Source organism: Pseudomonas sp. B21-015, from assembly GCF_024749285.1.
In the GTDB taxonomy this organism is placed as follows: domain Bacteria; phylum Pseudomonadota; class Gammaproteobacteria; order Pseudomonadales; family Pseudomonadaceae; genus Aquipseudomonas.
On sequence record NZ_CP087196.1, the window covers coordinates 246,547 to 264,936 of the forward strand.

Below are 18,390 nucleotides of genomic sequence, written 5' to 3' on the forward strand. Positions count from 1 at the left end.
CATTAAATCGATTCGCGAGCAAGCCCGCTCCCACACTAAACCGGGTTGTTGGATAGAACGCGGTCAAATGTGGGGCTTGCTCGCGAAGGCGTCGGCACTGGCACCGAAAATCCGTCAGGCCCACTCTTTAAGACGATGCCAAAGCATCCCCAACGCCAGCAACGGCGAACGCAAATGCTGGCCGCCCGGGAAGGTGATGTGCGGCACTTTGGCAAACAGGTCGAACCCACCGCTCTGTTGGCCGCTGATGGCTTCAGTCAACAACTTGCCCGCCAGGTGTGTGGCGTTTACACCATGACCGGAATAGGCCTGGGCGTAATACACATTCGGCTGCTCCTTGAGCCGACCGATCTGTGGCAGGCGATTGGCGCCGATGCCGATCATCCCGCCCCATTGATAGTCGATCTTCACCCCGGCCAGTTGCGGGAACACCTCCAGCATCTTCGGCCGCATGTACGCGGCGATGTCCTTCGGGTCGCGTCCTGAATAATGGCAGGCGCCGCCGAACAGCAAACGTCGGTCCGCCGAGAGTCGGTAGTAATCCAGCGCCACTCGTTGATCGCAGACCGCCATGTTCTGCGGTAGCAGTGCGTGGGCCTGTCTTTCGCTCAAGGGTTCGGTGGCAATGATGTAACTGCCGGCCGGCAGCACCTTGCCGCCGAGTTGCGGGTTGAGATCGTTGAGGTAGGCGTTACAGCCCAGCACCAGCGTCTTGGCGCGAACCGTGCCCTGGGCGGTATGGACCTTGACCTCGGGGCCGTAATCGATACGGGTCACCGCCGACTGTTCGAACAGCTTCGCGCCCAATTGCCGGGCGGCGGCGGCTTCGCCCAGTGCCAGGTTCAGTGGGTGCAGATGCCCGGAGCCCATGTCGATCAAGCCGCCGACGTAGCGGTCGGAACCCACCACGCTGTGCATTTCGTTGGCTTGCAGCAGACGGGTTTCGTAACGGTAACCGAGGCTGCGCAGCTCGATGGCGTCTTCGGCGAAGCCTTCCAGGTCACGAGCTTTGTTGGCGAGGTCGCAGTAGCCCCAGGTCAGGTCGCAAGGGATCTGAAAACGCTCGATCCGCTGTCGGACGATTTCCACCGCCTCCAGCCCCATCAATTTCATCTGGCGCACACCCTCGACGCCAATCACGTTGGCGAACTGATCGAGGCCATGGCCGACGCCGCGAATCAATTGCCCGCCATTGCGTCCGCTGGCGCCCCAACCGATCTTGTGCGCTTCCAGCAGCACCACGTTGAAGCCACGTTCGGCCAGTTCGAGCGCGGTGTTCAGCCCCGAAAACCCACCGCCCACTACACACACGTCCGCGACCCACTCACCTGTGAGCACCGCAAGATCGGGTTGCGGCAGGCTGCTGGCGGCGTAATAAGAGGCCGCGTGCCGGTGGCTCGGGGCAGGTTGCTGAGCGGAGGCGTTCATGTGCGTCATCCAGAGGCGTGTGTTTGAAAAAGTTGACGGAGCATAAGCCGCCCCTTCGGACGCGGGCAACATTGGTCGGTTGGCGCTGTCTGGATCGGAGCTTTTACGTCAGAATCCCGGTCTATTCCGCATTCGGTCACGGCTTCGATGAGTTGCAACAGTCAGAAAATTCGTACGCTGCGCCAGCAGATCCCCACGTTCGAGTGCGTGCCCGGGTGTCATGACTGCTGTGGCCCGGTGACCACCTCGCCCGAAGAAATGTCCCGCCTGCCGCGCAAAACCCGGGCCGAGCAGGATGCCGCGATGGACGAGCTCAATTGCGTCCACCTGGGACCCAACGGCTGCACGGTGTATGACGAGCGACCGCTGATCTGTCGGCTGTTCGGTACCACCAAGACCCTGCCGTGCCCCAACGGGCGGCGGCCGGTGGAACTGATACATCCGCGGGTCGAGCAGCAGATTCATGAGTACATGGCTTCTACCCGACAGGTGTTGGTCTGACTGTTGCGTGAATTAGAGTCACCGAGTCGACCCCATCGCGGGCAAGCCCCGCTCCCACAAGATCGGCGCAACACCTGTGGGAGCGGGGCTTGCCCGCGATGGGGCCCGAACATGCACCACAAAGCCTCAATCCGGAATCGGCAGGCTCAAGCTCTCTTTCACTTCTTCCATCACGATGTAGCTCTTGGATTCCCGTACATGCGGCAGCTTGAGCAGAATGTCGCCCAGCAGTTTGCGGTACGAGGCCATCTCGGAGATCCGCGCTTTAACCAGATAGTCGAAGTCCCCTGACACCAAATGGCATTCCAAAACGTGGGGCAGTTTCAGCACCGCGCGTCGGAACTCTTCGAAAGTATCGCCGGATTTATAGTCGAGACTTATCTCGACGAACACCAGCAGGCTACCCTTCAAGTGCTGCGGATTCAGGCGAGCGTTGTAGCTCATGATGATCCCTTCGCGCTCCAGTCGCCGTACCCGTTCAGTGCAGGGTGTGGTGGAGAGGCCGACCTTTTCCCCCAGTTCGGTGAAGGAGATGCGCCCGTCCGCTTGCAGGATCCGCAGGATGTTGCGGTCGATCTTGTCCAGCTCACGTTTGGTCTGAGTGTTGGTACGCATAGGGGATGCGCCTCCGTGAAAAGGGTTTTTGCCGAGAATTGTCGCCAAATATAAGCACTTATATAGTGAAAAGCACTGGCTAATCTTTTTTAAACTGCCCACATCTTCGGTCTGCACAATACACGTCAGCGGTAAGCCGCGATGAGGGATATGAAAATGCGCGTTCTGGTCTTGGGTAGCGGCGTCATCGGTACCGCCAGTGCCTATTATCTGGCACGGGCCGGCTTTGAGGTGACGGTGGTTGACCGTCAGCCAGCAGCGGCCATGGAAACCAGTTTCGCCAACGCCGGGCAGGTTTCGCCGGGTTATGCCTCGCCGTGGGCCGCGCCGGGCGTACCGCTCAAAGCCATCAAGTGGCTGTTGCAGCGTCACGCGCCATTGGCGATCAAGGCCACCGCCGACATCGACCAATACCTATGGATGGCGCAGATGCTGCGCAACTGCACCGCCAGCCGTTACGCGGTGAACAAGGAGCGCATGGTGCGCCTGTCCGAGTACAGCCGTGACTGCCTCGACGAATTGCGCGCCGAAACCGGCATTGCCTACGAAGGCCGCAGCCTCGGTACTACTCAGCTGTTCCGCACCCAGGCGCAGCTTGATGGCGCCGCCAAAGACATCGCCGTGCTGCAAGAGTCCGGTGTGCCGTTCGAACTGCTCGACCGCGCCGGCATTGCCCGGGTCGAACCGGCCCTGGCCAGTGTCACCGACATCCTCGCTGGTGCGTTGCGCCTGCCGAACGACCAGACCGGCGACTGCCAGATTTTCACCACCCGCCTGGCCGAAATGGCCACGAAACTGGGTGTGGAATTCCGTTTCGGCCAGGACATTCAGCGCCTCGACTTCGCCGGTGATCGCATCAACGGCGTATGGATCGACGGCAAGCTGGAAACCGCCGACCGTTACGTGCTGGCGCTGGGCAGCTACTCGCCGCAACTGCTCAAGCCGCTGGGCATCAGGGCTCCGGTGTATCCGCTCAAGGGTTACTCGCTGACCGTGCCAATCATCAACCCGGCGATGGCCCCGACGTCGACCATTCTCGACGAAACCTACAAGGTCGCGATCACCCGTTTCGACAACCGCATCCGCGTCGGCGGCATGGCGGAAATCGCCGGCTTTGACCTGTCGTTGAACCCGCGCCGGCGTGAAACCCTGGAGATGATCGTCAACGACCTTTATCCTCAGGGCGGCGATCTGGCCCAGGCGAGTTTCTGGACCGGCCTGCGTCCGACCACTCCGGACGGCACGCCGATTGTCGGCGCTACGCCGTTCAAGAACCTGTTCTTGAACACGGGGCATGGCACGCTCGGCTGGACCATGGCCTGTGGTTCCGGTCGTTTGCTGGCCGACCTGATGGCGAAAAGGACGCCGCAGATCAGCGCCGAAGGTCTCGATATTTCCCGTTATGGCAACAAACTTCAGGAGTCTGCAAAACATGTCAATCCAGCGCCAGCTCACCAATGAGCGTATGAGCCAGATCGTTGTCCACAACAGTACCGTGTATCTGGCAGGGCAGGTCGGCGATGACATGAGCGCCGGGATTGAACAGCAGACCCGTGAAACCCTCGCCAACATCGAGCGTTTGCTGGATCTGGCCGGAACCGACAAGAACCGTCTGCTGTCGGTGACGATTTACCTGAAAGACATAGACGCGCACTTCGAAGGCATGAACGCGGTGTGGGACCAGTGGCTGCCAAAAGGCGTTGCCCCGGCCCGCGCGACGGTCGAATCGAAGCTGTGCGAACCGCAAATCCTGGTCGAGCTGTCGGTTGTTGCCGCGCTGCCATAACGCCAAGCCAGAAAGATCCCTCTCCCGGCGCTGTTGGCGGTTCACGCTGTCAGCCAGCGCCGGTTTTTTTCAAATGACCGACTAGAAGTCTGCCGCCATGCGTCCTGCCCGTGCCCTGATCGACCTTCAAGCCTTGCGTCACAACTACCGGATCGCCCGTGAAGTCACGGGGGCCAAGGCCCTCGCCGTGATCAAGGCCGATGCCTATGGCCATGGCGCGGTGCGCTGCGCCCAGGCGCTGGAAGCCGAGGCGGACGGGTTCGCCGTGGCATGCATTGAAGAGGCTCTGGAACTGCGCGCCGCCGGCATTCGAGCGCCGGTATTGTTGCTGGAAGGTTTTTTCGAAGCCGAAGAACTGTCGCTGATCGTCGAACATGACTTCTGGTGCGTGGTGCATTCGCTGTGGCAGCTCGAAGCCATCGAAAAAGCCGCGCTGAGCAAACCGATCACGGTCTGGCTCAAGCTCGACTCGGGCATGCATCGCGTTGGCCTGCACCCGGCGGATTACCAGGCGGCCTATCAACGGCTGCTGGCCAGCGGCAAAGTGGCGAAGATCGTGCTGATGAGTCACTTCGCCCGCGCCGATGAGCTGCACTGCCAGACCAGCGCCGAGCAGGTCGCGGTGTTCGAGGCGGCGCGTCAGGGTTTGTCGGCCGAAATCAGCCTGCGTAACTCGCCGGCGGTGCTCGGTTGGCCGCAGATTCCAAGCGATTGGGTGCGCCCAGGCATCATGCTCTACGGTGCAACGCCGTTCGAAGAAGCCAATGTCGTGGCGTCCCGCCTGCAACCGGTGATGACCCTGGCGTCGAAAGTGATTTGCGTACGCGAACTACCCGCCGGCGAGCCAATTGGTTACGGCGCGAAATTCGTCACCCCCAAGCCGATGCGCGTGGGCGTGGTGGCAATGGGTTATGCCGACGGTTATCCGCGCCAGGCACCGAGCGGCACGCCGGTGCTGGTGGCCGGGCAGCGCAGTCAGCTGTTGGGCCGGGTATCGATGGACATGCTCTGCATCGACTTGACCGACGTGCCGCAAGCCGGCCTCGGTTCGCCCGTCGAGTTGTGGGGTAAAAATATCCTCGCCAGTGACGTCGCGACGGCCGCGGGCACGATTCCTTACCAGATCTTCTGCAACCTGCGTCGAGTGCCGCTGCTCTATTCCGGGGCCTGACGAAAAACGTTCCCGACCGAAAGTCGTTTCGCCAAACAGGATTCCGGCCCAAGTGTTGTAAATACTGAACGCTGTCGCCATGATAACGCTCATTATTCCTGCAACCTGAATCCCTGGAGGCGCAAGCATTGGACGTCGGTGAACGACTGCAATCGATCCGTAAGCTCAAAGGTCTTTCCCAGCGTGAACTCGCCAAACGCGCGGGCGTCACCAACAGCACCATTTCGATGATCGAGAAAAACAGCGTCAGCCCCTCGATCAGTTCGCTGAGGAAGGTGCTGGGCGGAATTCCCATGTCCATGGTCGAGTTCTTTTCCGAAGAAATCCTGGAGGAAAAACCGACTCAGATCGTCTACAAAGCCCACGAACTGATCGATATTTCCGATGGCGCAGTGACCATGAAACTGGTCGGTCGGGCCCACCCGAGCCGGGCTATCGCGTTCCTCAACGAAATCTACCCGCCAGGCGCCGACACCGGTGACGAGATGCTCACCCATGAGGGCGAGGAAACCGGGATTCTGGTGGAAGGTCGGCTGGAACTGGTGGTCGGCCTCGAAACATTTGTGCTCGAAGCCGGCGATAGCTACTACTTTGAAAGTACCAAGCCGCACCGCTTCCGTAACCCGTTCGATGCCCCGGCGCGACTAATCAGCGCAGCCACGCCAGCGAATTTCTAAGAGAAGAGGCGTCCTGCCCGGATTGCGGAGACGCCCATGCTGTATATCCGTCCCACGACAAGACCCCTCCGACTTTGGGGTTGTTTCAGTGTGACGGGCTTACCGCTATACTTGCGCCCGCCTGCGAACCGTGGCCGTAGGCGTGACTAGCCACCATTGAGGGTGTACGCGTGAACCTAATTATGAAAATGCTGGCCGTACCAGCAACCGTATTGGCCCTATGGGCAGTCAGCGCACAAGCAGCGACCAACGACGATATTGCTAAACGTCTTGAGCCCGTTGGCCAGGTTTGTGTGCAGGGTAAAGAGTGCAAGGGGATGGAAGTCGCTGCTTCGGTTGGTGGCGGTGCAGCGAAAACTCCCGACGAAATCATTGCCAAACACTGCAATGCTTGTCATGGCACCGGCCTGTTGGGCGCACCCAAAATCGGTGATGCCGCAGACTGGAAAAAACGCGCCGATAAAGAAGGCGGCACCGCTGCTGGCTTGGCGAAGGTAGCATTGAGCGGGCTCAATGCGATGCCGCCAAAAGGCACATGCAGTGACTGCGAACTGAAAGACCTTGAAGGCGCCATCCAGAAGATGTCTGGCCTGAAATAAGCACGTCTTCAACGAAAAGCCGCTTTCGAGCGGCTTTTTTGTGCCCGCGATTTGCTCTGCGACACTGTTCATTGCCGCAAAGACCCGGCAAGCTCGATCCAACCCCAATTCATGGAACGGGCGGGAGGAGCAGATGGTGCAGTTGTGTTCTATCGAGCGGGCGGTCGATGACGTCCTGGCGCGGTTGCCGGCGCACATCCACATGGGCCTGCCACTGGGGCTGGGCAAACCCAACCACTTTGTCAACGCGCTGTATCAACGCGTCGCGCAACTGCCCGAGCGGCAGCTGACGGTCTACACCGCCCTGTGCCTCGGACGCCCGCCACTGGGCGATGGCTTGCAAAAGCGCTTCCTCGAACCCTTCATCGAGCGGGTGTTCGGCGATTACCCGGAGCTGGATTTCCTCGCTGATCTGCATCGCGACAGCCTGCCGGGCAACATCCACGTTCATCAGTTTTTCATGCAGCCGGGCAGCCTGCTTAACAGCGCAGCGGCCCAGCAGGATTACGTCAGCAGCAATTACAGCCACGCCGCACGGGATATCAACGCCGCCGGTTTGAACCTGGTGGCGCAACTGGTGGCCAGCCATGTCGAGCATCCCGATCGTCTGAGCCTGAGCTGCAACCCGGACATCACCCTCGACCTGTTGCCGATGATCGCCAAACGCCGGGCGGCGGGGGAGACGATCCTGATGGTGGGCCAGGTGCATAACGATTTGCCGTACATGCCGGGGGACGCGGAAATCGGCATCGACACCTTCGACCTGCTGATCGACGCGAAGGACAACACCACGCTGTTCTCCACACCGAACATGCCGGTGGGTTTTCAGGACCATTTCATTGGGCTGCACGCCAGCACGTTGGTGCGCGATGGCGGCACCTTGCAGATTGGCATCGGTGCCATGGGCGATGCCCTGACGGCGGCGTTGCTGGCGCGGCAGGCTGACAGTGACGGTTACAAGGCGCTGCTGGCGGACCTGGATCTCAGCCAGTGGGCGCAACTGATTGAGCGCGAAGGGGGCATCGAACCGTTCGCCAAGGGCCTTTATGGTTGCAGCGAAATGTTCGTCAACGGCTTGCTGGTGTTGGCGGATGCCGGGATCGTGCGGCGCAAGGTTTACCCGGACGTGCCGACCCAGCAGCAGGCGAATGACGGGACGCTGGACGAGGCCGCACAGACTGACGGCATCTCGGTGCATGGCGGGTTTTTTCTCGGGCCGCGCAGTTATTACGAGCGCTTGCGCGAGCTACCGCAGAGTAAGCTGCTTGAATTCAACATGACCCGCATCAGCTACATCAACGAGCTCTACGGTCAGGAAGAACTCAAACGCTTGCAGCGCCTCGATGCGCGCTTCATCAACACCGTCTTCACCATGACCCTGCTCGGTGCCGGCGTGGCCGATCAGCTTGAAGACGGGCGAGTGCTGAGCGGTGTCGGCGGGCAGTACAACTTTGTAGCCCAGGGCCATGCGCTGGAAGGCGCGCGCTCGATCCTGCTGCTGCGCAGTTGGCGCGAGTCGGGCGGTGAAGTCAGTTCGAACTTCGTCTGGGAATACGGTCACTGCACGATCCCACGGCATCTGCGAGACATCGTCGTCACCGAGTACGGCATCGCTGATTTGCGGGGCAAGACCGACGCAGCGGTGATCGAGGCGTTGCTGAACATCAGCGACTCACGTTTCCAGTTGGGGCTGATCGAGCAGGCGCAAAACATTGGCAAATTGCCGAAGCATTTCCGCCTCGATCCGCGTTTCGCCGACAACAGCCCACAGCGTTTGCAGGCCATCCAGGCACGGCATTCGAATTTGTTTCCGGAGTATCCACTGGGCTGCGATTTCACAGCTGAGGAGCGGGACTTATTGCGGGCGCTGAACTGGTTGAAGAGCAAGTTCAAGCTCCCGGAAATTCTGGAGCTGGGCAAGGCTGCGCTGGATGCACCAGAGCCTTCGGAATTTCCCATGCATCTGGAGCGGATGCAGCTGACCCACCCCGAAGGATTGAAAGAGGACTTGTTTCAGCGGCTACTGCTCACCGGCCTCAAAGCCACCGTGCAGTAACAGCCACCACAAAAACCTGTGGGAGCGGGCTTGCCCGCGATGGCGGTGGAACAGCCAACATCAATGTTGAATGTGATGACCTCATCGCGGGCAAGCCCGCTCCCACAGGTTCGGTGATGCAGCTGGTTTATTCGATGAAGGTTACAACGCCATCCTTCAGGGACTGCACCCGCGCCAACGATTCAACCCGATAACCCTGGGCATCCAATTCCGCACGACCACCCTGGAACGACTTCTCGATCACAATCCCCAAACCGGCCACGGTCGCGCCGGCCTGTTTGATGATCGAAATCAGCGCTTGCGACGCCTTACCGTTGGCCAAAAAGTCGTCGATGATCAGCACGCGGTCGCTGCTGGTCAGGTGGCGCGGGGAGATCGCCACGGTGCTTTCGGTTTGCTTGGTGAACGAGTAAACGGTCGCCGACAGCAGGTTTTCAGTCAGGGTCAGGGACTGATGCTTGCGGGCGAAAATCACCGGCACGCCAAGGTTCAGGCCAGTCATGATCGCCGGGGCGATGCCCGAGGCTTCAATGGTGACGATCTTGGTGATGCCCGAGTCCTTGAACAGCGTGGCGAATTCGTCGCCGATCAGCTTCATCAGGGCCGGGTCGATCTGGTGGTTCAGAAAGGCGTCGACTTTCAGGACCTGGTCGGAAAGCACGATGCCTTCTTCGCGAATTTTCTTGTGCAGTGCTTCCATGAAGCTTTCCTCTTCGGCGCCTTGTGCGCCCCTAAGCTCTTATGAAAAGTGTTCGATTCTAGCGCTTTAACATTGCGCGTATATCCGCCAATGCGCTGTTGCCCCGAACGGCTTTGACTTCGGTCGGGGTGTCATCGTTGCCTTCCCAGGCCAGATCGTCCGGCGGCAGTTCATCGAGGAAGCGGCTGGGCGCACAGTCGATGATCTCGCCGTATTGCTTACGCTTGGCGGCGAAGGTGAACGCCAGCGTCTGACGCGCTCGGGTAATTCCGACGTAGGCCAGGCGGCGTTCCTCTTCGATGGTGTCGGCTTCGATGCTGGAGCGGTGCGGGAGAATTTCCTCTTCCATGCCCATGATAAATACGTAGGGGAATTCCAGACCCTTGGAGGCGTGCAAGGTCATCATCTGCACACCTTCGGCGCCGTCTTCCTCTTCCTGCTGACGTTCCAGCATGTCGCGCAGCACGAGTTTGCCGATCGCGTCCTCGACGGTCATCTCGCCTTCTTCGTCTTTCTCCAGCGTGTTCTTTAGCGCCTCGATCAGGAACCAGACGTTACCCATGCGGTAATCGGCGGCCTTGTCGCTGGAGCTGTTGGTGCGCAGCCAGTTTTCGTAATCGATGTCCATGACCATGCTGCGCAGGGCGGAGATCGGGTCTTCTCCGGCGCACTGCTCGCGGACCTTGTCCATGAAACGCTTGAACCGCGACAGGCGATCGGTGAAGCGCGTGTCCAGATGCTCGCCCAAGCCGATTTCGTCGGTGGCGGCGTACATCGAGATTTTTCGCTCAGTGGCGTAGTTGCCCAGCTTCTCAAGCGTGGTCGAACCGATCTCCCGGCGTGGGACGTTGATCACCCGCAGGAAGGCGTTGTCGTCGTCCGGGTTCACGATCAGCCGGAAGTAGGCCATCAGGTCTTTCACTTCCTGACGTCCGAAAAAGCTGTTGCCGCCAGAGAGTCGGTAAGGCACCTGGTGATGCTGCAACTTCAGCTCGATCAGCTTGGCCTGGTAGTTGCCGCGATACAGAATCGCGAAATCACTGTAAGGCCGGTCGGTGCGCAAGTGCAGGCTAAGGATTTCCACGGCCACGCGCTCGGCTTCGGCGTCTTCGTTGCGGCAACGGATCACGCGGATTTCGTCGCCATGGCCCATCTCACTCCACAGCTGCTTCTCGAATTCGTGCGGGTTGTTGGAAATCAGCACGTTGGCGCAGCGCAGGATGCGGCTGGTGGAGCGGTAGTTCTGCTCCAGCATCACCACTTTCAGGGACGGATAATCGTCCTTGAGCAGCATCAGGTTTTCCGGGCGGGCGCCGCGCCAGGCATAGATCGACTGGTCGTCGTCGCCCACCACGGTGAACTGGTTGCGTTTGCCGATCAGCAGTTTCACCAGCAAATACTGGCTGGCGTTGGTGTCCTGGTATTCGTCCACCAACAGGTAGCGGACCTTGTTCTGCCATTTTTCCAGGATGTCGTCGTGTTCCTGGAACAGTTTTACCGGCAACAGGATCAGGTCGTCGAAGTCCACCGCGTTGAACGCCTTGAGCGTACGCTGGTAGTGGGTATAGACGATGGCGGCGGTCTGTTCCTTGGGGTTGCGCGCGTTTTCCAGGGCTTCGGGCGGCAGGATCAGGTCGTTTTTCCAGGCGCCGATCATGTTCTTGATCTCGTCGACGCCGTCGTCGCCCGAGTATTCCTTCTGCATGATGTCGGTCATCAAGGCTTTGACGTCGGTCTCGTCGAAGATCGAGAAGCCCGGTTTATAGCCCAGCCGCACGTGTTCCTTGCGGATGATGTTCAGGCCCAGGTTGTGGAAGGTACACACGGTCAGGCCACGGCCTTCGCCGCCTTTGAGCAGGGTGCCGACCCGTTCCTTCATCTCCCGCGCGGCCTTGTTGGTAAAGGTCATGGCGACGATGTACTGGGCGCGGATGCCGCAGCTCTGGATCAGGTGCGCAATTTTGCGCGTGATCACGCTGGTCTTGCCGGAGCCTGCGCCGGCGAGCACCAAAAGAGGGCCGCCGACGTAGCTCACGGCTTCTTGCTGCCGGGGATTGAGTCGGGACATACGAAATCAGGGAGTCGTTAGCGAAATGGGCCGGCATTTTAACAGGCTCAGCGAATTGTGCTGCTCTCTCCGACTTGTGACGCAACACACCATCTTCATTTGCCGGTTTAGCAACTTTCACGCAGGATGCGCGGTGAGTTTGCGTCTAATGTTCGTATTCAAGACACAAAACGTGTTTGATAACCGATGTCATTTTGTCATTGGATATCAGCGCGGCATAATGCCCGCCGCCTACATCATTGCAGAGTCTAGGGAGATAGCTTGTCTACGCCTGTCGAACCCTTGCGTTTGCTGCTACTGGCCGAAGAGCCGGCGTGGGCAGCGTTGTTGCGCGAGTGTCTGGCTCCGATGGGGAGTGCGGCGGTGCTGATCTGCGCGCCGAGCTGGGAGTCTGTCAGCAGCCTGTTCGATGACAACCGCTGCGCGGTGTTATTGACGATTCCTGCTCTCCAGCCGGCACCTGGCCGTTGCAGCCTGCCGACGGTGCTGCTGCTCGAACACGAGCCGCTGCTGCCGCCCGACGGTGTGAGCGACTGGCTGGTGCGCGATCTGCTGGACCCCGGCATGCTGCGTCGCTGCTTGCGTCATGTGCGTGAGCGCGGTGTGCTGGAAAACACGTTGCAGCGCCTGGCCGAACAAGACCCGTTGACCGGCATCGCCAACCGTCAGGGTTTCCAGACCTTGCTGGCGGCGCGTCTGGCGGAAAACGACGGCCGTGGCCTGGCCCTCGGTCACCTCGACCTCGACAACTTTCGCCATGCCAACGACGCCCTCGGCCATCAGGCCGGCGACCGGTTGATCTTGCAAGTGGTCGCGCGTCTGAAAAGCCAGCTGGAGGCCAGCGATCAATTGGCGCGGCTGGGCAGCGATGAATTCGCCCTGCTGATCGACACCCGCCGCGCCCCTCAGCGCGCCGAATGGATGGCCGAACGGATCATAGAAGTCCTGTCGGAGCCGTACTGGGTCGACGGCGAAAGCTTGTTGATCGGTTCCAGCCTCGGCGTTGCCCATGCTCGAGCCCAGGCCGGTGCCGACCCGCTGATGTGGCATGCGCACATCGCTATGCAGCAGGCCAAAAGCACCCAAGGTTGCACCTTTCACATCTTCAACGAACGGATCAATCGCAATGCCCGCAGCATCGCGGACCTCGAAAGCGAGCTGCGCCGGGCCTTGCGCCGCGATGAGCTGGAGCTGCATTACCAGCCTCGCCTGAACCTTGAAGACGGCCAGATTGTCGGCCTCGAAGCCTTGGTGCGCTGGCGTCATGGCGAACGCGGCTTGCTACCCCCTAGCGAATTCGTGCCGCTGGCCGAGCAAAGCGGCTTGATCGTGCCGCTGGGGTACTGGGTGATTTCCCGGGCCCTGCGGGACATGCAGGCGTTGCGCGAACGGGGGCTGCCGGCGCTGCACATGGCGATCAACCTGTCGTTCCGGCAGTTTCAGGACAGCCAACTGTTGTCGACCCTGAGCCGGCTGATTGCCGAGCGTGGCGTCGAGGCGCAATGGCTGGAATTCGAACTGACCGAAACCGCCGTGATGCGCCGCAGCGATCTGGTCAAGCAGACCATGGACGCTCTCGGGCGCCTCGGCGTGCGCTTCTCGCTGGACGATTTCGGCACCGGGTTCTCTTCGTTCGTGCACCTCAACAGCCTGCCGATTGCGTTGTTAAAGGTCGACAAGAGCTTTGTCGGTGGCATGGAAGAGCGGGAAGAGAATCGCAAACTGGTGCACGCGATGATCAACCTGGCGCACAACCTCAACCTCGAAGTGGTCGCCGAAGGTGTGGAAACGCCGGAGCAGCTGGATTTGTTGCGCGGGTTTGGTTGCGATCAGGTGCAGGGGTATCTGATCAGCAAGCCGTTGCCGTTGGCCGAGTTGGTGGAGTATCTGGCCTTTGGCAGCAGTCAGCAGCCGGTGCTGGAAATCGTGAGCTGACCACGACTTTTCAGTTGGCACAAAACCTGTGGGAGCGAGCTTGCTCGCGATAGCGGAGTATCAGTCGACATGGATTTTGACTGACCTGGCCTCATCGCGAGCAAGCTCGCTCCCACAGGGGATCTCACTCCGCCTGAACTGTCTCGAATTGCTGTGACCCCGGCTCGGACCGAATCATCCGCGTCATCTTCCACTCAAACGCCAGCGTCAGACTCACCGCCGCACACGCCAGCCCCAGCGCCAACCCCCACCAGACCCCCGTTGGCCCCCAGTTCAAATGGAAGGCCATCCACCAGGCGGCCGGTGCACCGATCAGCCAGTAGCAACCCAAACCCACCAGGAACGTGGTCTTGGCATCCTTGAGCCCGCGAATGCAGCCCATGGCGATGGTTTGCGTGCCGTCGAACAGTTCGAACCACGCCGCCACCGCCAGCAGGCTCACGGCCAGATTGATGACTTCGCGGAACGCCGGGTCGTTGTGGTCCAGGAACAAGCCGATCAACTGATTCGGCAGCAGCCAGAAGACCATCGCAAACCCCAGCATCGACGCGGCTCCAAAGGCGATCCCGACGCGGCCGGCCAGCCGTGCATCTCGCAATTGCCCGGCACCGTAATGCTGGCCGATGCGCATGGTGATCGCATAGGAAAGCCCCGCCGGCACCATGAACGCCACCGAGACGATTTGCAGGGCGATCTGGTGCGCTGCCAGTTGCGTACTGCCCATGGTGCCCATGCACAGCGCGGCGAAGGCAAACAGGCCGACTTCCACCGCATAAGTGCCGCCAATCGGCAGGCCCAGGCGCCACAATTCCTTCAAGTACTGACGATTGGGCCGCGACAGACCCTGGCGCAATGGATACGCGTCATAGGCCGGATGCCGACGAATGTGCAGCGCGAGTGCCAGCGCCATGAGGTTGGCCACGATCGCTGTGACCAGACCGATGCCCATCAGACCCATTTTCGGCAGACCGAACATGCCGGTGATCAATGCATAGTTGAGCAGGAAGTTGGCCACGGTGCCGGCGAGGCTGATGACCATCACCGGTGTCGCCCGACCGATGGCACTGGTGAAGCCGAGCAGCGCCATGAAGCTCAGGTAGCCGGGCAGGGCGAGCGGCAGGATCAACAGAAACTGGCCGGCAGCCTGGACGTTGGTTTCGGTCTGACCGAACAGCAGCAACACCGGTTTCAGGTTCCACAGCAGCAAACCCGCCACCAGCGCCATCAACCATGCCAGCCACAACCCGGCCTGGGTCAGCCGCGCCGCGCCAATGATGTCGCCCGCGCCCTGACGAATCGCCACCAGGGTGCCGACGGCGGCGATCACGCCGATGCAGAAAATCGACACGAACGAATACGTCGCCGCGCCCAGACCACCGCCGGCGAGCGCCTCGGGGCTCAGGCGCGCCATCATCAAAGTGTCGGTGAGGACCATCAACATGTGCGCCAACTGCGAGGCAATCAACGGCCCCGCCAGCCGCAGGATGGCCCAGAGCTCAATACGCACTGGATGCTGCATGATCATCACGCTCGATTGTCAGAGAGAACAGGAAGCGTCGATTCTCGGCGCTCTGCGGGGTTTGCACAAAGGGATAAAAAGGATGGGTGGCATGATTAAAACTCATGCTCAGGGCTTTCTGATAAGTTGAGGCAACCGCGCTATAGGAGCTTTCCCAATGTCCCGTCGTCTTCCTCCCTTGTATGCCCTTCGAGCATTCGAAGCGGCGGCGCGGCATAGCTCGTTTACCCGTGCCGCCGAAGAATTGTCGATCACGCAAAGTGCGGTCAGTCGGCACATTCGTACGCTCGAAGAGCATTTTTCCTGTCGGCTGTTTCATCGCAGCGGGCGCAACCTGCAACTGACCGAATCGGCGCGGTTGATCCTGCCCGGCATTCGCGAAGGCTTCACCGCCCTTGAACGGGCCTGCAATACCTTGCGCGCCGAGGACGACATCCTGCGCATGAAGGCCCCGTCGACCCTGACCATGCGCTGGCTGCTGGCGCGGCTCAGTCGATTTCGGCACCTGCGGCCGGGGAACGAGGTGCAATTGACCAGCGCCTGGATGGATGTCGATACGGTGGACTTCAACCACGAACCCTTCGATTGCGCGGTCATCCTCAGTAACGGGCATTTTCCACCGGACTGGGAGACGACTTTGCTGTTCCCCGAAGAGCTGATACCGGTGGGGGCGCCGAATCTTCTGAAGGATCAACCGTGGGACGTTGCGCGCCTGGCCAGCACCGAGCTGCTGCACCCGACGCCGGACCGCCGTGACTGGCGCAACTGGCTGGAACGCATGGGCCTGACCGATCAGGTTTCGCTCAAGGGCGGGCAGGTATTCGACACGCTGGAGCTGGGCATGATTGCTGCCGCCCGAGGTTACGGCGTGTCGATGGGGGATTTGCTGATGGTGGCGGAGGACGTTGCGCAAGGACGTCTGAGTTTGCCGTGGCCGACGGCCGTTGCCAGTGGTGAGCATTATTACCTGGTCTGGCCGAAAACCCGTCCGGGAGGTGAACGTTTGCGCCGGCTCAGCGACTTCCTGCAAGGGGAAGTCCGAGCCATGGAATTACCGGATGTCGAACGCTTGGGCTGAATCGATGGAGTCGCCGCAATGGCGGCCTTGAGCCATATCCCGGTTAATCACTCAAGTATTCAGCTCTGCCGCCGAAAATCTGCTCATGGAACCTTCGTGCAGGGTCCACGTTATTCCCACTATCAGAAATTTTGCCGAGTGTGCGATGGGATCAGAGTGATCCGGCCACTGGGTCAGGAGCTGTCATGTCTCAACCTCGTGCTCGGATCGCTTCACAGCTGGGTCTTGCGCTTGCCGTGATACTGGCAATTGTCATCAGCGGCAGTACCGTGTTTGCCCTGCGTTCGCTGGACGCCGCCAACCTCGCCACCCGCGAAGAGCACCTGGCCAGCGAGGCACGGCTGCTGGCCGATCAGCTGAGCACTTTCCACGGCACGTTGCGTGAAAGTACCCAGCGCCTCAGCGGCCTGTTCGAGAAGCGCTTCAGCGCCGGTTTGAGTGTTCATCCGGATGAGCCGGTGACTGTGGCGGGTGTGCAGGCCCCGGGCCTGCACCTGGGCAGTGAAGTGCTGAATAACAACTTCGCGGAAGTCGATGAGTTCAAGCAGATGACCGCCGGCGTCGCCACGCTGTTCGTGCGCAAAGGCGAAGACTTCATTCGGGTCAGCACGTCCTTGAGCAAACAGGACGGCACCCGGGCCATCGGCACGCTGCTGGATCACGCTCACCCGGCCTATGCACGTTTGATAGCCGGGCAGAGCTATGTGGGTCGCGCCTTGCTCTTTGAACGCTCCTACATGACTCAGTACACCCCCGTACGCGACAGCGGCGGTAAGGTGATTGCCGTGCTGTTCGTAGGATTCGATTACACCGACGCACAGAAGGCCCAGTTCGAAAACCTCAAACGCTTCCGCATCGGCCAGACTGGCTCCCTGGCGCTGCTTGATGAGCAGAACAAATGGCTGGTGCCGATCGCCGGTGTGCAAGCGCCGGATCAGGCGGTCCCAAACATCGTTGGTCTGGCCAAGACGCCGGGCAAGGGTGATTTCTGGAGCGACACGTCGCAAGACTTCTACAGCGTTGCGGTGCCGTTCGAGGGCGGGCCCTGGTCGGTGGTGGCGAGTATGCCGAAAACCGAAATCCGCGCCGTGACGTGGAGCGTCGGTATTCAATTGGCCATCGGCAGTCTGCTGGCGATGTTGCTGGCGGTCGGAGCGGCAGTCTGGTTGTTGCGCAGCAAACTGGCGCCGCTGAGTGATCTGGTGCGTCAGGCCGAAGCCTTGGGCGCCGGTGATTTGAGTGTGCGCCTGAACGTGTCGAGCAATGACGAGATCGGTCAGTTGGCCCGTGCCTTCAACCAGATGAGCCAGGCACTGTCGGCCATGGTCGAGCATATCCGCAAGGCCTCGGAAGAGGTCAACAGCCGTGCTCAGGCGTTGTCCGGCTTATCAGGTGGTGCCTACGAAGGGATGGAGCAGCAGTCCGGCGAAATCACCAGCATGGCCGGCGCCGTGGAAGAGTTCAGCGCCACTTCGCTGAACATCGCCGACAACATGGGCAACACCCAGCGTCTGGCGCAGGAAAACGCACAGCAAACCCAGATCGGTCGTACGTCGATGGACGAAGCTTCCTCATCCCTGGAGCAAATCGCCGGTGCACTGAACAGCACCGCGACGGTGATCAATACCTTGGGTCAGCGTTCTCAGGAAATCGGCGGCATTGTCGGGGTGATTACCGCGATCGCCGAACAAACCAACCTGCTGGCGCTCAACGCCGCCATCGAAGCCGCCCGCGCCGGTGAGCAGGGCCGTGGGTTTGCGGTGGTGGCCGATGAGGTGCGCAACCTGGCCTCACGCACCCGCCAGGCCACTGACGAAATTTCCGGGATGATTCAAAGCATCCAGCAGGAAACCGGCAATGCCATCAGCACCATGGAACAGGGCAACGTACTGATGCAGGAAGGCCTGTCGCGCAACGCCAACGTCGCTTCGGCCCTGGCGCGGATCGATGAACAAAGCCGCTCGGCCGGTCAGCAGTTCGCTGCGATCACCACAGCGACCCAGGAACAAAGCAGCACCGCGACCTTGCTCAGCAGCAATCTGCAAAGCATCGCTTTGGCGAACAGTGAACAGCGGGAAGTGGTGTCGAACCTGGCTGTGACCGCCAAAGAGCTGGAGAAGCTCGCGGCGGATTTGCGGCATGAGGTTGACCGGTTTCGTTGAGTCACCTCTGAAATCGCCTTCGCGAGCAAGCCCGCTCCCACAGTAGATCTGCGGTGAACACAGTATTTGTGAACGCTGGAGATCATGTGGGAGCG

The 18,390-nt window shown here is 60.5% G+C and carries 15 protein-coding genes; 10 read left to right on the forward strand and 5 right to left on the reverse strand.

Annotation, left to right across the window (positions count from 1 at the left end; all coding sequences use genetic code 11):
* Positions 1-114: 114 nt before the first annotated feature.
* Positions 115-1,428 (reverse strand): FAD-binding oxidoreductase, encoded by a 1,314-nt coding sequence (locus LOY38_RS01040; protein ID WP_258698489.1) that lies wholly within the window; start codon positions 1,426-1,428, stop codon positions 115-117.
* A 147-nt stretch (positions 1,429-1,575) separates the two neighbouring features.
* On the opposite strand from LOY38_RS01040, the gene LOY38_RS01045 reads away from it, so the two are divergent.
* Positions 1,576-1,929, forward strand: coding sequence for a YkgJ family cysteine cluster protein (locus tag LOY38_RS01045; RefSeq protein WP_258698490.1), 354 nt, complete (start codon positions 1,576-1,578; stop codon positions 1,927-1,929).
* A gap of 126 nt (positions 1,930-2,055) precedes the next feature.
* Here the strand turns inward: LOY38_RS01045 and LOY38_RS01050 are convergent, their stop codons facing one another.
* A complete protein-coding gene (locus LOY38_RS01050; protein WP_123403812.1) occupies positions 2,056-2,544 on the reverse strand; it encodes an Lrp/AsnC ligand binding domain-containing protein in 489 nt (162 codons plus the stop codon).
* A 156-nt stretch (positions 2,545-2,700) separates the two neighbouring features.
* On the opposite strand from LOY38_RS01050, the gene dadA reads away from it, so the two are divergent.
* The 6 genes from dadA (at position 2,701) to LOY38_RS01080 (ending at position 8,833) form a co-directional block, all read left to right on the forward strand.
* Complete coding sequence (gene dadA / locus LOY38_RS01055; protein WP_258698491.1) at positions 2,701-4,005, forward strand: D-amino acid dehydrogenase; 1,305 nt, start codon at positions 2,701-2,703, stop codon at positions 4,003-4,005.
* Positions 3,977-4,330: a RidA family protein gene (locus LOY38_RS01060; protein ID WP_123357430.1), complete on the forward strand. Its 354-nt coding sequence runs from the start codon at positions 3,977-3,979 to the stop codon at positions 4,328-4,330. Before dadA ends, LOY38_RS01060 begins: the two co-directional genes overlap by 29 nt.
* A 97-nt stretch (positions 4,331-4,427) precedes the next feature.
* Positions 4,428-5,501 (forward strand): alanine racemase, encoded by a 1,074-nt coding sequence (gene alr / locus LOY38_RS01065; protein WP_258698492.1) that lies wholly within the window; start codon positions 4,428-4,430, stop codon positions 5,499-5,501.
* A 128-nt stretch (positions 5,502-5,629) separates the two neighbouring features.
* Positions 5,630-6,178, forward strand: a complete 549-nt coding sequence (locus LOY38_RS01070; protein ID WP_258698493.1) for a cupin domain-containing protein — start codon at positions 5,630-5,632, stop codon at positions 6,176-6,178.
* A gap of 182 nt (positions 6,179-6,360) precedes the next feature.
* Positions 6,361-6,777 (forward strand): cytochrome c5 family protein, encoded by a 417-nt coding sequence (locus LOY38_RS01075; protein WP_258698494.1) that lies wholly within the window; start codon positions 6,361-6,363, stop codon positions 6,775-6,777.
* Between the two features lie 133 nt (positions 6,778-6,910).
* Positions 6,911-8,833, forward strand: coding sequence for an acetyl-CoA hydrolase/transferase C-terminal domain-containing protein (locus tag LOY38_RS01080; RefSeq protein WP_258698495.1), 1,923 nt, complete (start codon positions 6,911-6,913; stop codon positions 8,831-8,833).
* Positions 8,834-8,960: 127 nt separating this feature from the next.
* Here the strand turns inward: LOY38_RS01080 and LOY38_RS01085 are convergent, their stop codons facing one another.
* Together LOY38_RS01085 and rep are read right to left on the reverse strand one after the other, a co-directional pair.
* Complete coding sequence (locus LOY38_RS01085) at positions 8,961-9,533, reverse strand: xanthine phosphoribosyltransferase (protein WP_007934646.1); 573 nt, start codon at positions 9,531-9,533, stop codon at positions 8,961-8,963.
* 58 nt (positions 9,534-9,591) lie between these two features.
* A complete protein-coding gene (gene rep / locus LOY38_RS01090; protein ID WP_095052389.1) occupies positions 9,592-11,601 on the reverse strand; it encodes a DNA helicase Rep in 2,010 nt (669 codons plus the stop codon).
* Positions 11,602-11,862: 261 nt separating this feature from the next.
* Here rep and LOY38_RS01095 point away from each other — a divergent pair, with 261 nt between their 5' ends.
* A complete protein-coding gene (locus tag LOY38_RS01095; RefSeq protein WP_258698496.1) occupies positions 11,863-13,536 on the forward strand; it encodes a bifunctional diguanylate cyclase/phosphodiesterase in 1,674 nt (557 codons plus the stop codon).
* 124 nt (positions 13,537-13,660) lie between these two features.
* Here the strand turns inward: LOY38_RS01095 and LOY38_RS01100 are convergent, their stop codons facing one another.
* A complete protein-coding gene (locus LOY38_RS01100) occupies positions 13,661-15,055 on the reverse strand; it encodes a NorM family multidrug efflux MATE transporter (RefSeq protein ID WP_258698497.1) in 1,395 nt (464 codons plus the stop codon).
* A gap of 157 nt (positions 15,056-15,212) precedes the next feature.
* On the opposite strand from LOY38_RS01100, the gene LOY38_RS01105 reads away from it, so the two are divergent.
* Together LOY38_RS01105 and LOY38_RS01110 are read left to right on the forward strand one after the other, a co-directional pair.
* The gene (locus tag LOY38_RS01105; RefSeq protein WP_258698498.1) at positions 15,213-16,133 is read left to right on the forward strand and encodes a LysR substrate-binding domain-containing protein; all 921 of its coding nucleotides are present in this window, start codon (positions 15,213-15,215) and stop codon (positions 16,131-16,133) included.
* 185 nt (positions 16,134-16,318) lie between these two features.
* On the forward strand, positions 16,319-18,295 hold the full coding sequence (locus LOY38_RS01110; RefSeq protein ID WP_258698499.1) for a methyl-accepting chemotaxis protein: 1,977 nt from the start codon (positions 16,319-16,321) through the stop codon (positions 18,293-18,295).
* Positions 18,296-18,390: the final 95 nt, after the last annotated feature.